This window comes from Pseudomonas sp. Z18(2022) (assembly GCF_036346535.1).
GTDB lineage: Bacteria > Pseudomonadota > Gammaproteobacteria > Pseudomonadales > Pseudomonadaceae > Aquipseudomonas > Aquipseudomonas yamanorum_A.
The window spans coordinates 14,988-27,905 of the sequence record NZ_JAOTOA010000013.1 but is presented as its reverse complement, the minus strand read 5'-3'; the positions used below and the strand labels follow the sequence as shown (position 1 = coordinate 27,905).

The 12,918-nt window shown below is 59.5% G+C and carries 14 protein-coding genes; 4 read left to right on the top strand and 10 right to left on the bottom strand.

The genetic code is table 11. The features are described from left to right. Positions 1–75: 75 nt before the first annotated feature. Complete coding sequence (locus V3W39_RS22650; RefSeq protein ID WP_177121214.1) at positions 76–1,275, top strand: CaiB/BaiF CoA transferase family protein; 1,200 nt, start codon at positions 76–78, stop codon at positions 1,273–1,275. Next, a complete protein-coding gene (locus V3W39_RS22645; RefSeq protein ID WP_177046952.1) occupies positions 1,275–2,153 on the top strand; it encodes a TIGR02285 family protein in 879 nt (292 codons plus the stop codon). The genes V3W39_RS22650 and V3W39_RS22645 overlap by 1 nt, the downstream gene beginning before the upstream one ends. A gap of 171 nt (positions 2,154–2,324) precedes the next feature. Here the strand turns inward: V3W39_RS22645 and V3W39_RS22640 are convergent, their stop codons facing one another. Continuing rightward, positions 2,325–2,609 (bottom strand): DUF3509 domain-containing protein, encoded by a 285-nt coding sequence (locus V3W39_RS22640; RefSeq protein WP_003209570.1) that lies wholly within the window; start codon positions 2,607–2,609, stop codon positions 2,325–2,327. Between the two features lie 301 nt (positions 2,610–2,910). On the opposite strand from V3W39_RS22640, the gene V3W39_RS22635 reads away from it, so the two are divergent. Continuing rightward, on the top strand, positions 2,911–3,132 hold the full coding sequence (locus V3W39_RS22635) for a hypothetical protein (RefSeq protein WP_177046954.1): 222 nt from the start codon (positions 2,911–2,913) through the stop codon (positions 3,130–3,132). 87 nt (positions 3,133–3,219) lie between these two features. Here V3W39_RS22635 and thrC read toward each other — a convergent pair whose 3' ends face one another. The 9 genes from thrC to ffh all read right to left on the bottom strand — a co-directional run bounded on the left by thrC (position 3,220) and on the right by ffh (position 11,879). Beyond that, on the bottom strand, positions 3,220–4,629 hold the full coding sequence (gene thrC / locus V3W39_RS22630) for a threonine synthase (RefSeq protein WP_330213368.1): 1,410 nt from the start codon (positions 4,627–4,629) through the stop codon (positions 3,220–3,222). A gap of 67 nt (positions 4,630–4,696) precedes the next feature. Further along, complete coding sequence (locus tag V3W39_RS22625; protein ID WP_003209580.1) at positions 4,697–6,001, bottom strand: homoserine dehydrogenase; 1,305 nt, start codon at positions 5,999–6,001, stop codon at positions 4,697–4,699. A gap of 126 nt (positions 6,002–6,127) precedes the next feature. Next, positions 6,128–6,859, bottom strand: coding sequence for a bifunctional protein-disulfide isomerase/oxidoreductase DsbC (gene dsbC, locus V3W39_RS22620; protein WP_003209582.1), 732 nt, complete (start codon positions 6,857–6,859; stop codon positions 6,128–6,130). A gap of 154 nt (positions 6,860–7,013) precedes the next feature. Continuing rightward, positions 7,014–7,910: a site-specific tyrosine recombinase XerD gene (gene xerD / locus V3W39_RS22615; RefSeq protein ID WP_010176826.1), complete on the bottom strand. Its 897-nt coding sequence runs from the start codon at positions 7,908–7,910 to the stop codon at positions 7,014–7,016. Positions 7,911–8,307: 397 nt separating this feature from the next. Next, a complete protein-coding gene (rplS, locus tag V3W39_RS22610; RefSeq protein WP_003175895.1) occupies positions 8,308–8,658 on the bottom strand; it encodes a 50S ribosomal protein L19 in 351 nt (116 codons plus the stop codon). A gap of 45 nt (positions 8,659–8,703) precedes the next feature. Beyond that, the gene (trmD, locus tag V3W39_RS22605; RefSeq protein ID WP_237151084.1) at positions 8,704–9,414 is read right to left on the bottom strand and encodes a tRNA (guanosine(37)-N1)-methyltransferase TrmD; all 711 of its coding nucleotides are present in this window, start codon (positions 9,412–9,414) and stop codon (positions 8,704–8,706) included. 43 nt (positions 9,415–9,457) lie between these two features. Continuing rightward, positions 9,458–9,994 carry a ribosome maturation factor RimM gene (gene rimM / locus V3W39_RS22600; protein ID WP_003175898.1) on the bottom strand — a complete coding sequence of 179 codons (537 nt, stop codon included), beginning with the start codon at positions 9,992–9,994 and terminating at the stop codon, positions 9,458–9,460. Positions 9,995–9,999: 5 nt separating this feature from the next. After that, the gene (rpsP, locus tag V3W39_RS22595) at positions 10,000–10,251 is read right to left on the bottom strand and encodes a 30S ribosomal protein S16 (RefSeq protein ID WP_003209587.1); all 252 of its coding nucleotides are present in this window, start codon (positions 10,249–10,251) and stop codon (positions 10,000–10,002) included. A 251-nt stretch (positions 10,252–10,502) separates the two neighbouring features. Next, positions 10,503–11,879: a signal recognition particle protein gene (gene ffh, locus V3W39_RS22590; RefSeq protein ID WP_177046972.1), complete on the bottom strand. Its 1,377-nt coding sequence runs from the start codon at positions 11,877–11,879 to the stop codon at positions 10,503–10,505. A gap of 219 nt (positions 11,880–12,098) precedes the next feature. Here ffh and V3W39_RS22585 point away from each other — a divergent pair, with 219 nt between their 5' ends. After that, on the top strand, positions 12,099–12,911 hold the full coding sequence (locus V3W39_RS22585; protein ID WP_026078135.1) for a cytochrome C assembly family protein: 813 nt from the start codon (positions 12,099–12,101) through the stop codon (positions 12,909–12,911). Positions 12,912–12,918 lie beyond the last annotated feature (7 nt).

Below are 12,918 nucleotides of genomic sequence, written 5' to 3'. Positions count from 1 at the left end.
GCATCATCCTTATCACTGCGCCACTCGCCTATGTTAAAAGGCATCACATCCCCGTACCGCGCTTGAAGGATCCTCATGTCGTTTACCGCCAAACCGCTTGCCGGCCTGAAAGTCATCGAACTCGGCACCCTGATTGCCGGCCCGTTCGCGTCCCGCATCTGCGCCGAGTTCGGCGCCGAGGTGATCAAGGTCGAATCCCCCGACGGCGGCGACCCGTTGCGCAAGTGGCGCAAGCTGTATGAAGGTACTTCGTTGTGGTGGTTTGTGCAGGCGCGCAACAAGAAATCCCTGACCCTGAACCTGAAACACCCGGACGGCCTGGCGATCCTCAAGCAGTTGCTGGCGGATGCCGACATCCTGATCGAGAATTTTCGCCCTGGCGTGCTGGAAAAGCTCGGCCTGAGCTGGGAAACCTTGCACGCCCTGAACCCGAAACTGGTGATGGTGCGCCTCTCGGGCTTCGGTCAGACCGGGCCGATGAAGGATCAACCCGGGTTTGGCGCGGTGGGTGAGTCCATGGGCGGCCTGCGCTATATCACAGGCTTTGAGGATCGCCCGCCGGTGCGCACCGGGATCTCCATCGGCGATTCAATCGCGGCGTTGTGGGCGGTGATTGGGGCGCTGATGGCCCTGCGGCATCGCGAGGTCAACGGTGGCGTGGGGCAGGTGGTGGATGTGGCGCTTTATGAAGCGATCTTCGCGATGATGGAGAGCATGATCCCGGAGTTCGACGTCTTCGGCTTTATCCGCGAGCGCACCGGCAACATCATGCCGGGCATTACGCCCTCCTCGATCCACACCAGCCAGGACGGCAAGCATGTACAGATCGGCGCCAATGGTGACGCGATCTTCAAGCGGTTCATGTCGGCCATTGGCCGGGAGGACCTGGCCAATGACCCGGCCCTGGCCAGCAACGATGGCCGCGACAGCCGTCGCGATGAGTTGTACGGGGTGATTGATCGCTGGGTCAATTCGCTGCCGCTGGAGCAAGTGGTCGAGCAACTGAACAAGGCCGAAGTACCCGCCAGCCGCATCTACAGTGCTGAAGACATGCTGGGCGACCCGCAGTTTCTCGCCCGCGAGATGTTCCTCAAGGCGCAGCTCCCCGGCGGCAAGGACTTCAAGATGCCGGGCATCGTGCCCAAACTTTCAGACACCCCGGGCAGCTGTGAATGGGTCGGGCCGCAGTTGGGCGAGCACAACGCCGTGGTGCTCAATGAATTGGGCTACGACGCTGCGGCCATTACGCGCCTGCGCGAGGATGGCGCAATCTGATGGCCCGGCGCTTCATCATTCGACTCTGCCTCCTGGGCTCGCTGCTCGGGGGGTGGCCGCTGTCGAGCCAGGCCCAGGAAACCCTGATCTGGCTGTTGCGTGACCTGCCGCCGGTGACGATTTTCGAAGGCCCGCAAAAAGGCCAGGGCGTGCTCGACCAACTGCTGCCGATACTCGCCGACCATATGCCGGAATATAAGCACCAGATTCTCCACGTGAACCGTGCGCGGGGCATGCAAATGCTCCGCGACCCCGGCACGCTGACGTGCGACCCGTCCCTGCTGTGGACGGCAGAGCGCGCGAAAACCATCGTTTTTTCCACCCAGGCCTTTGCGTCAGCGAGCAATGGGGTAACGATCCGCCAGAGTCAGCGGGCTCTGCTGGCGCCGTTTGTAGTGGATGGCCTGTTTGACCTGGAGGCGTTTTTGAATGCCCGGGATGCCCGCCTTGGCATCATCGCCGAACGCAGCTATGGCCCCATCATCGATGAAGCGCTGAAGCACGCCAGCACTCACAAGCTGGCACCGCACTACGGCAATGACGCCCTCGGCAGCCTGCTGCAAATGCAACGCAAGGGACGACTGGAAGCGGTGCTGGGTTACGGGACAGAAGTTCGCTATCAGGCGCTGCAACAGGGCATTGATCCCCAGGACCTGATCTTCTACCCCATCAAAGGCACCGCGCCCTATCAACTGACCCGCATTGCGTGCACCGACAACGCAGCGGGCCGCAAGGCCATCGAGCGGATCAATCATGTGCTGCACGAGATACCACAGGAGCAACTGCGACAGTCCTACGCCTCCTGGCTCGACCCGGTCATGCGTGAGCAGTACCTGAAAGACAACCCGACGTTTTTCCAGGATGCCCCTCTCCCCTGACAAATCGCGGGCAAAAAGAAACCCCGAGCAGTGGGGAGACAACTCGGGGTTAATAAGGGCCTAAAAAGACCAGTAACAACGAGCCACAAGCACCGGAGCACAATGCTTGATCTCGCTGTTACAAAATCTGACTCGCCTTGCCGTAGGAAGGTTCCCAACAAAAATAAATCTTCATGCGCAGGCAATCGGCCGGGTCAGGGCCGCGTTGCGCAGAGCCGCCATGACCGAGGGCTCCAGGCGTCCTTCGGCAATCATCAGGTCGCGGTGCAGACAGTCCACCACATCCACTAACGCACGCTTGTCGGTCAATTGCGCCTGGTCGACTTCACGCTCGACCACGATGGCACCCGCAGGATTCTTTACGGTTACCAGGCATTCGCCCTGCACACCCGAGGTGGTCAGCGTGACCTGGTAAGGGCTCAGTGCTTCACCGAGCAATAGGCTGATACTTTCCATCTCGATCACCACTCAATAGTTCGGGAACAATCGTGTAAACGGGAGCTGCATCTATCCTAAGTGACTATTTGCGTCGTAGGAAAGTTCGCTTTTTCGTCTTTCAAGGGTTGCCGGGGATGACGTGACCAGCATGCGCTTGCAACATGACAACCAGAAAACGGCGGCACATAACTGCTTACTCAATGGGTCGCTGTTTTGGCGCTGCTGCGAGAGGTGAATCCTATACTCGATGAGCGCTGACCACTTTGCCCTGCAGGCAAAAGTGCATGTCGAAGGGCCCTTATTGCGAAGGATAAAGACGATGTTGGAACAGAACGAACAACAGGCAACGATAGAGAAAATGCACGCTGATGTATCACGCATCTATGCTGAAATATCACGGATCTACGCCGAACAACGCAAGCTGAACGCGGAAACCCATAAGATAACCCGTGAAAACTTCTGGTACCCCATGGGCGTCGCAATGGCTGTTGTTGCGACAATTTCCTCGATCACAGCAATGGCAATCAAACTGTTCCTATAACCGCCAGGCCTTCAAGAAACGAAAAACGCCGCTGACCCAAGGATAGGAAAGCGGCGTTTTTGTGTGCGCCGAAGCGCAGCGCGTTCTTTACAACGGCTTGCCACGATTCCCGTGCTGGCTGACAAACGCCTGCACAGCTTTCAGGTCATTGGCCAACACTGTGCAACGCTCTTCACGCTCAAACAGGTCGGTGAGGTGCGGTGGCAATTCCAGCGCCTTGCCAACACCGGCCTTCTCCACCGCTTCCGGGAATTTGACCGGGTGCGCAGTGCCGAGAATCACCATTGGGATGTCCAGGCTGCGACGGCATTCGCGCGCGGCCTTGACGCCAATGGCGGTGTGCGGGTCCAGCAGCTCGCCGGTCTGGGCGTAGACTTCGGCGATGGTCTCGCAGGTTTCTGCGTCGTCCACGGCCAGGGAATCAAACAGCTTGCGGGTTTCGGTCCAGCGCTCTTGCTCGACGCTGAAGCCGCCACCTTGCTTGAAACTGTCCATCAGGCCGGCCAGTGCCGCGCCATTGCGACCGTGCATGTCGAACAGCAGGCGTTCGAAGTTCGACGAGACCATGATGTCCATCGACGGCGACAGCGTGGCGTGCAGGGTTTCCTTGACGTACTGGTTGCCGCTCATGAAGCGGTGCAGGATGTCGTTGCGGTTGGTGGCGACGATCAACTGGTTGATCGGCAGGCCCATGTTGCGCGCCAGGTAACCGGCGAAGATGTCGCCGAAGTTGCCGGTTGGCACCGAGAACGACACCGAACGCGCCGGGCCGCCCAGCTGCAGGGCTGCGTGGAAGTAGTAGACGATCTGGGCCATGATCCGCGCCCAGTTGATCGAGTTCACCGCTACCAGGCGCGTGCCCTTGAGGAAGCTCTGGTCGGCGAAGCTGGCCTTGACCATTTCCTGGCAGTCATCGAAGTTGCCTTCGATGGCGATGTTGTGGATGTTCTCGCCGAAGATGGTGGTCATCTGCCGGCGCTGCACTTCCGACACACGGTTATGCGGGTGCAGGATGAAGATGTCGACGTTTTCGCAGTGCTTGCAACCTTCGATCGCCGCCGAGCCGGTATCACCGGAGGTGGCGCCGATGATCACCACGCGCTCGCCGCGCTTTTCCAGCACGTAATCGAGCAGGCGACCCAGCAGTTGCAGGGCGAAATCCTTGAACGCCAGGGTCGGGCCGTGGAACAGCTCCAGCACCCATTCGTTACCGTTCAGCTGGCGCAACGGCGCGATGGCGCTGTGGGAAAACACTCCGTAGGTTTCTTCCAGGATCTTCTTGAAGTCGGCATCCGGGATGCTGCCAGTGACGAACGGGCGCATGACCCGGAATGCCAGCTCGTGATACGGCAGGCCGGCCCAGGAGGCGATTTCTTCCTGGGTGAAGCGTGGCAGGTTTTCCGGCACATACAGGCCGCCGTCAGTGGCCAGACCGGCCAGCAAAACGTCTTCGAAATTCAGGGCCGGTGCCTGGCCGCGGGTGCTGATATAACGCATGACTGGCTCCTCTAGAGCATGCTTGAACAAGGGCCGCCGAACGTGTGGGGCCCTTGCCGCAAAACGATTAGTTCAGGTGTTCGACGCGAATCCGCACCACCGGCCCAACCACACCCTGCAACGCTTCAAGCGCGGCAATGGCATCGTTGATGTGCTGTTCCAGCACGCGGTGGGTCAGCAGGATCATGGGCACCAGGCCGTCTTGTTCTTCGACTTCCTTCTGCATGATCGATTCAATGTTGATGCCGCGCTCCGACAGGATGCTGGCCACCTGGGCCAACACGCCCGGATGATCCTTGGCCTGGATGCGCAGGTAGTAGGCGCTTTCGCAGGCTTCGATCGGCAGGATCGGGTGGGCCGACAGCGAGTCCGGCTGGAAGGCCAGGTGCGGTACGCGGTTTTCCGGGTCGCTGGTCATGGCGCGAACCACGTCCACCAGGTCGGCGATCACCGACGAAGCCGTAGGCTCCATGCCGGCGCCGGCGCCGTAGAACAGGGTCGAACCGGCAGCATCACCATTGACCATCACGGCGTTCATCACGCCATTGACGTTGGCGATCAGGCGGTCAGCCGGGATCAGTGTCGGGTGCACACGCAGCTCGATGCCGGCCGGGGTGCTGCGCGCCACACCGAGGTGCTTGATGCGGTAGCCCAGGGCCTCAGCGTAGTTCACGTCGGCCGTGGTCAGTTTGGTGATGCCTTCGGTGTAGGCCTTGTCGAACTGCAGCGGGATGCCAAAGGCGATGGACGCCAGGATGGTCAGCTTGTGGGCCGCGTCGATGCCTTCCACGTCGAAGGTCGGATCAGCTTCGGCGTAACCCAGTGCCTGGGCTTCGGCCAGCACGTCTTCGAAGGTACGACCCTTCTCGCGCATTTCGGTGAGGATGAAGTTACCGGTGCCGTTGATGATGCCGGCCACCCAGTTGATACGGTTGGCGGACAGGCCTTCACGGATCGCCTTGATCACCGGGATGCCACCGGCCACGGCCGCTTCGAACGCCACGATCACGCCCTTCTCGCGGGCCTTGGCGAAGATTTCGTTACCGTGCACGGCGATCAGCGCCTTGTTGGCGGTAACCACATGCTTGCCGTTTTCGATGGCCTTGAGCACCAGCTCGCGGGCCACGGTGTAGCCGCCAACCAGTTCGATGACGATATCGATTTCAGGGTTGGTGGCGACTTCGAAGACATCGTTGGTAATCGCAATACCGGTCGTTTGGAACTGAGGCTTTGGCGTACGCGTGGCAATTTGTGCCACTTCAATCCCACGCCCTGCACGGCGGGAAATTTCTTCAGCGTTACGCTGAAGTACGTTGAAGGTGCCGCCACCGACGGTCCCTAACCCACAGATGCCTACTTTGACCGGTTTCACTGAAGAACTCCCCATGAAACGGCCGACTCAAGGTCGGCCGTGAAAACAGCCGCACAACTGCGGCTCTCTATTAATGACCCACCGAATGGTCGGCGAATCATGATCGTCAAGGCTCGACGATAGTGCTTACTTTGCGTTCAGTGCCAGTTTGGCAACTTGCGGCGCAGGCTGGTAGCCCGGAATCACCTGACCATCAGCCAAAACGATGGCCGGCGTACCGTTCACGCCAATCGACTGGCCGAGGGCGAACTGCTTGGAAACCGGGTTGGCGCACTTGGCGGCCTTGATTTCCTTGCCATCGACCATCTTGTCCATGGCGGCTTTCTTGTCGGCCGAACACCAGACGGCCTGCAACTGCTCGTCACCCGGAGAACCCAGGCCCTGGCGCGGGAACGCTACGTAGCGCACCTCAACACCGAGCTTGTTCAGCTCAGGCACTTCGGCATGCAGCTTGTGGCAGTACGGGCAGGTGGTGTCGGTGAAGACGGTGATGTGGGTCTTGGTTTCGCCGATGGCCGGGTACACCACGGTTTCAGCCACCGGGATGCCGTTGATCAGCTTGGACACGCCCAGGCGCTCGGCTTTCTCGGTGAGGTTCACCGGCTTGCCATCTTTCAACTGGAACAGGTAGCCCTGGACGATGTACTGGCCATCGGCGCTGGCGTACAGCACGCGGCTGCCCTTGAGTTTGACTTCATAAAGGCCGGCCATCGGGCTGGCATTGATGCTTTCTATCGGGGTGTCGAGCTGGAGGGCTTCCAGGCTCTTGCGGATAGTCTTCTCGGCGGCGTCGTCGGCGACGGCAAAGGTTGAGACCAACGCAATGGCTGCGATGGCAAAAATCTGGGTCAAGCGCATGGGAACTCCTGAAGGCAGATGCAGGGACGGGAGCAGGAACACCGATCTTCAAACACGGGTTTGGGCCGTCCCCTTTGCGAACCGGCAAAGCCTACCACAGTTGGGCCGCAGGGCAGCCAGTCGCGGGGAAATTGGGCTTTTTCCGATGGGTTTTTCATCCACGGGGATGGTGCTTGGCGTGCATGTCCTGCAAACGTGCGCGCGCGACGTGGGTGTAGATCTGGGTGGTGGACAAGTCGCTGTGCCCCAGCAGCATTTGAACCACGCGCAAATCCGCACCGTGGTTGAGCAAATGCGTGGCGAAGGCATGGCGCAGGGTGTGGGGCGACAGCGACTTGCCGATGCCGGCAACCTTGGCCTGGTGCTTGATGCGATGCCAGAAGGTCTGGCGGGTCATCTGCTCGCCACGCTGGCTGGGAAACAGCACATCGCTGGGGCGACCGTTGAGCAACTCGCTGCGGGCGTCACGCATGTAGCGCTCGATCCACACGATCGCCTCCTCCCCCATGGGCACCAGGCGCTCCTTGCTGCCCTTGCCCATCACCCGCAACACACCCTGGCGCAGGTTGACCTGCTCCAGGGTCAGGCTGATCAGCTCGGTGACGCGCAGGCCGCAGGCATACAGCACTTCCAGCATGGCGCGGTCGCGCTGGCCGATGGCTTCGCTCAGGTCGGGTGCTGCCAACAGGGCTTCGACGTCGGCTTCCGACAGGGATTTGGGCAATGGCCGGCCCAGCTGCGGCATGTCGATTTGCAGGGTTGGGTCGATGGCAATCAGCTTTTCCCGCAGCAGGTAGCGATAAAAGCCACGTACACCCGAGAGAAACCGCGCAGTGGAGCGAGGTTTGTAGTTCTGCTCCAGGCGCCAGGACAAATGGTCAAGGATCAGCTCACGACCGGCGTTGAGCAGCTCCAGGTTTTTCTCCTGCAGCCAGCCATTGAACAACGCCAGGTCGCTGCGGTAGGCCTGACGGGTGTTGTCCGACAGGCCTTTTTCCAGCCAGAGAGCGTCGAGGAAGCGGTCTATCTGGGGGTGATCGATGGCGGGCATGGGGGCTCAAGCTGGGAAGGTGGCGATGTCGGGTAGATCCTATCGCAGCACAGGCATCTACACATCAATGAAGGCGGGCAAATAATCTATGGCGAGGGAGCTTGCTCCCGCTGGGGCGCGAAGCGGCCCTGATTGACCATTGAAGTCCAACAGAAAGACTTCTATTGCAGGTTTCAGGACTGCTGCGCAGCCCAACGGGAGCAAGCTCCCTCGCCACAAAAGCGACTCGATTCAGGATCAGTCGGCAAACCCTGGATGGCCTTTTCTCGGACAGGTCGGCACGGCGCTGGATTTCTTCGAGGCGGGTGGTCATGAACAGGTACCAGGGAAATAGACAAATTTCAGGCAACAAAAAAGCAGCCCGTAGGCTGCTTTTTTCTGCATCGGGAAGCTGGACTTAAGCCAGTTTTTCCTTGATGCGAGCTGCTTTACCGGACAGGTCACGCAGGTAGTACAGCTTGGCTTTACGTACGTCACCGCGACGTTTAACGGCCATGCTGTCGATTTGCGGGCTGTAGGTCTGGAAAGTACGCTCTACGCCAACACCGTTGGAGATTTTACGAACAGTGAAAGCACTGTTCACACCACGGTTACGCTTGGCAATTACCACGCCTTCGAACGCTTGCAGACGCGAACGGTCGCCTTCCTTCACTTTCACCTGAACGACAATGGTGTCGCCCGGGGCAAAGGTAGGGATCTCTTTGGTCATCTGCTCTGCTTCGAGTGCAAGGATGATTTTGTTAGTCATGCTGTGCTCCTAAGGTAAGTCGTCGGACCTACCATCGATACGTTGTTAACTATCGTCCCGCGCGAGGATGTATTCCTCGAGCAGCTTCTTCTCTTCTCCAGAAAGCGAGCGGCTTTCCAGAAGATCGGCGCGTCGTTCATAGGTCCGCCCGAGGGACTGCTGTAAACGCCAACGCCGGATGTGTGCGTGATTGCCACTTAGCAATACGTCGGGAACACGCTGATCCGCATACACCTCCGGTCGGGTGTAGTGCGGGCAATCCAGCAAACCATCCGTGAAGGAATCTTCCTCCGCGGAGTCCGCATGCCCTAAAGCTCCAGGCAGCAGTCGTGTAACCGCATCTATCAGGACCATCGCCGGCAGCTCGCCGCCAGACAGGACATAGTCCCCAATCGACCACTCTTCATCGACATGAGCATCAATAAAACGCTCGTCAATGCCTTCATAGCGACCGGCAATCAGGATTAATGCTTCCAGATTCGCCAACTCGCGTACCGCCGACTGATTCAGCTGACGGCCTTGAGGGGACAGGTAAATTACCTTCGCCTTCTCCCCGGCGGCTGCCTTGGCCTGAACCAACGCGTCTTCCAGGGGCTTGATCTTCATCACCATGCCCGGGCCACCGCCAAATGGGCGATCGTCCACAGTGTGATGTCGATCCGTCGTGTAGTCTCGCGGGTTCCAACAGGTGAGCTGCAAGAGCCCCTGTTTCACCGCCCGACTGGTGATGCCGTACTCGCTGATGGCGGAAAACATCTCGGGAAACAAACTGATCACTTCAACGCGCAGGTTAGCCACGTTAGAAGTCCGCGTCCCATTCCACCTTCATCTCGCCCGCTGCCAGGTCGACGGCCAACACGCATTGCTCGGTATAGGGCAACAGGCGTTCGCGATCATCCAGGCTGCCAGCGCAAGGCTTGACCACCATTACATCATTGGCGCCGGTTTCCAGAAGATGATCGATTTTCCCGAGCAATTGCCCGAGTTGATCAATAACCTTCAGACCTTCCAGCTGGTACCAGTAGTACTCGCCGTCGGTCAATTCAGGGAACAGGTTGCGTGGCACGCAGATCTCATAACCGGCCAGAAGACGAGCTTCTTCACGATCATCAAGACCCTTGAGCTTTGCGACCAGGAACTTGTCGCTCCCGCGTCCACTGACCAGCTCTACCTGTTTCACACTACCTTCGCGCTTGAGCGTCCAGGTCTTGTACTGCAACAGGTTTTCAGTCGGATCAGTAAAGGAATACACCTTCACTTCGCCGCGAACGCCATGAACAGAGTAAATCTTGCCGATAACGATCAAATCATCAGCAACCGCTGGCGTCGCGTTCATATTGCTCAGGCCGCAGCCTTAGATGCATCCTTCAACAACTGAGCAACGCGCTCAGAAGGTTGTGCACCAACGCTCAGCCAGTAGGCTACGCGCTCTTGGTTCACGGACAGACGGACTTCTTGACCACGAGCGATCGGGTTGAAGAAGCCTACTTGTTCCTTGTGAGAGCCGTCACGTGGGTTGCGGCTGTCAGTTACGGTCAAGTGGTAAAACGGGCGCTTTTTGGAGCCGCCAAGGGCAAGACGGATTGTTAGCATGTGAACATCGTTCCTGTAGTCGGTGCTGCAAATCTAAATGCACAGCGGGCATAGGTGCCCGAAAGGCCGCATATTCTAAGGAATATCCGGACTTTTGCAAATGTCTTTTTCTGGCGCCTATCAGCGTGCCATTCAGATCTGCTATAGAGCCGTCGGTTAAAACGGCAAGTCAGCTCCCGCCAATGGCGGGTTTGCTGGAGATCCCGCATCCCTGCGGGTCGGAGCAGGAGCAAAGCTCCCGCTCGAATTCTTTACATTTTCGGCATGCCGCCGCCGGGCAACATACCGCCCATGCCGCGCATCATCTTGGCCATTCCGCCTTTTGCGGAGAATTTCTTCATCATCTTCTGCATCTGCTTGTGCTGCTTGATCAAGCGACCGATGTCCTGCACCTGGGTGCCGGAACCCATGGCGATCCGACGCTTGCGCGAACCGCTGATCAGCTCAGGGTCGCGGCGCTCGGCCGGGGTCATGGAATTGATGATGGCTTCCATCTGCTTGAATTGCTTCTCTGCCGCACCCTGGGCATTGCCCATTTGCGCCAGGTTCACGCCACCCATGTTCGGCAGCTTGTCCATCAGGCCGCCAAGGCCGCCCATGTTCTTCATCTGTTGCAGCTGGTCGCGGAAGTCTTCGAGGTCGAAGCCCTTGCCCTTCTTCAGCTTTTTGGCCAGCTTGTCGGCCTTGTCCTTGTCGAGGGTCGCTTCCGCTTGCTCGATCAGGCTGAGCACGTCGCCCATGCCGAGGATACGCGAGGCGATCCGCTCAGGGTGGAACGGCTCGAGCGCTTCGCTCTTCTCGCCCATACCGATGAACTTGATCGGCTTGCCGGTAATCGCACGCACCGACAGCGCGGCACCGCCACGGGCGTCGCCGTCGACCTTGGTCAGGATCACACCGGTCAGCGGCAGCGCATCACCAAAGGCCTTGGCGGTGTTGGCCGCATCCTGGCCGGTCATGGCGTCGACCACGAACAGGGTTTCTACCGGGTTGATCGCGGCATGCAGCGCCTTGATCTCGCCCATCATCTCTTCATCGATGTGCAGGCGACCGGCGGTATCGACGATGACCACGTCGATGAATTTCAGCTTGGCTTCTTTAATAGCGGCCTGGGCAATGTCGACCGGCTTCTGGCTCAGGTCGGACGGGAAGAAGGTCACGCCCACTTCACCCGCGAGCATTTCCAGCTGCTTGATGGCGGCCGGACGGTAAACGTCCGCAGACACCACCATCACCGACTTCTTCTTGCGCTCTTTAAGGAAGCGCGCCAGTTTGCCTGCGGTGGTGGTTTTACCCGCACCTTGCAGACCGGCCATCAGCACCACGGCCGGCGGTACGGCGCTGAGGTTCAGGTCTTCGTTGGCCGCGCCCATCAGGCTTTCGAGTTCGGCCTGGACGATCTTCACAAACGCCTGGCCCGGCGTCAGGCTGCGGGACACTTCGGTGCCCACCGCGCGCTCTTTGACCGAGTTGACGAAGTCCTTCACCACCGGCAAGGCGACGTCGGCTTCCAGCAACGCCATGCGCACTTCACGCAGGGTGTCTTTAATATTGTCCTCGGTCAGCTTGGCCTTGCCGGTGACATGGCGCAGCGTCTGCGAGAGACGGTCAGTCAGATTTTCAAACATGCGCGATCCTTTCAGGCCCTATGTTAGACCGAGGTAATGGCGGCCCAGGCTGTGGTAAATCGCTATTAAAAACAGCGCTCGGCGAGCCTGCGGCGTGGGCAGGTCGCGGATTATAGCGAAGACTGTCGCCATGCACACCCGCTGTCTGGCCTGAGAGTCTTTCGTGTTACGCGGGTGTATGCCAAACTCAGCGCCTTTCGGGCCTGCTTAACAGGATTTATGCTCCCTTTGTCACCCAGTTTGCTACCCAGCCTCGCCGCCGCCATCTTGTATGCCGCTGCGACCCTCTATCAGGGCACTCGTCTGGCCCAAGGCGCCAAGGCCGACAAACGCCTGTTGGTAGGCCTTGGCGTTCTCGCCCTGCTGGCTCACGCCGCCAGCCTGTTCACGCATTTGATGACGCCGGTGGGCCTGGGCCTGGATTTCTTCAGCGCCGCCAGCCTGATTGCCGCCGCCGTGATCGCACTGACCCTGATGGCCTGCTACCGGATCCCGGTGGAGAACCTGCTGGTGCTGTTGTTCCCGCTTGGGGTGCTGACAGTGCTGCTGGCGCAATTCACCCCGACCGGCACCGTGCAGGTCATTGACGAAGAGCCGGGCATCCTCGCCCACATCCTGCTGTCGATCCTCGCCTACGGCATGTTCACCATCGCGGTGTTCCAGGCCTTGCTGCTGCTGTTGCAAGACCACCAGCTCAAGCACAAGCACCCGTCCGGGCTGATCAAGAACTTCCCGCCGCTGCAAACCATGGAAAGCCTGCTGTTCGGCTTCCTCTGGGCCGGCTGGACGCTGCTGTCGCTGTCTCTGATCTCCGGCTGGCTGTTCGTCGAGAACCTGTTCGCCCAGCACCTGGTGCACAAAACCCTGCTGGCGTGCCTGGCCTGGGTAGTGTTCAGCGTGCTGCTGTGGGGCCGCAACCGCCTCGGCTGGCGCGGGCACAAGGCGATCCGCTGGACCCTGGCCGGTTTCTGCCTGCTGATGCTGGCCTATTTCGGCAGCAAGCTGGTTCGCGAATACATCCTGCATATCTGACGGGCAG

What these genes read in the sequence shown, in the direction of transcription:
- rplS (WP_003175895.1), bottom strand. Translation starts at nt 8,658, where the DNA reads ATGACTAACAAAATCATCCTTGCACTCGAAGCAGAGCAGATGACCAAA.
- V3W39_RS22640 (WP_003209570.1), bottom strand. Translation starts at nt 2,609, where the DNA reads ATGGAAAGTATCAGCCTATTGCTCGGTGAAGCACTGAGCCCTTACCAG.
- dsbC (WP_003209582.1), bottom strand. Translation starts at nt 6,859, where the DNA reads ATGCGCTTGACCCAGATTTTTGCCATCGCAGCCATTGCGTTGGTCTCA.
- rimM (WP_003175898.1), bottom strand. Translation starts at nt 9,994, where the DNA reads ATGAACGCGACGCCAGCGGTTGCTGATGATTTGATCGTTATCGGCAAG.
- xerD (WP_010176826.1), bottom strand. Translation starts at nt 7,910, where the DNA reads ATGCCCGCCATCGATCACCCCCAGATAGACCGCTTCCTCGACGCTCTC.
- trmD (WP_237151084.1), bottom strand. Translation starts at nt 9,414, where the DNA reads ATGTTTTCCGCCATCAGCGAGTACGGCATCACCAGTCGGGCGGTGAAA.
- V3W39_RS22650 (WP_177121214.1), top strand. Translation starts at nt 76, where the DNA reads ATGTCGTTTACCGCCAAACCGCTTGCCGGCCTGAAAGTCATCGAACTC.
- V3W39_RS22635 (WP_177046954.1), top strand. Translation starts at nt 2,911, where the DNA reads ATGTTGGAACAGAACGAACAACAGGCAACGATAGAGAAAATGCACGCT.
- thrC (WP_330213368.1), bottom strand. Translation starts at nt 4,629, where the DNA reads ATGCGTTATATCAGCACCCGCGGCCAGGCACCGGCCCTGAATTTCGAA.
- V3W39_RS22585 (WP_026078135.1), top strand. Translation starts at nt 12,099, where the DNA reads ATGCTCCCTTTGTCACCCAGTTTGCTACCCAGCCTCGCCGCCGCCATC.
- ffh (WP_177046972.1), bottom strand. Translation starts at nt 11,879, where the DNA reads ATGTTTGAAAATCTGACTGACCGTCTCTCGCAGACGCTGCGCCATGTC.
- V3W39_RS22645 (WP_177046952.1), top strand. Translation starts at nt 1,275, where the DNA reads ATGGCCCGGCGCTTCATCATTCGACTCTGCCTCCTGGGCTCGCTGCTC.
- rpsP (WP_003209587.1), bottom strand. Translation starts at nt 10,251, where the DNA reads ATGCTAACAATCCGTCTTGCCCTTGGCGGCTCCAAAAAGCGCCCGTTT.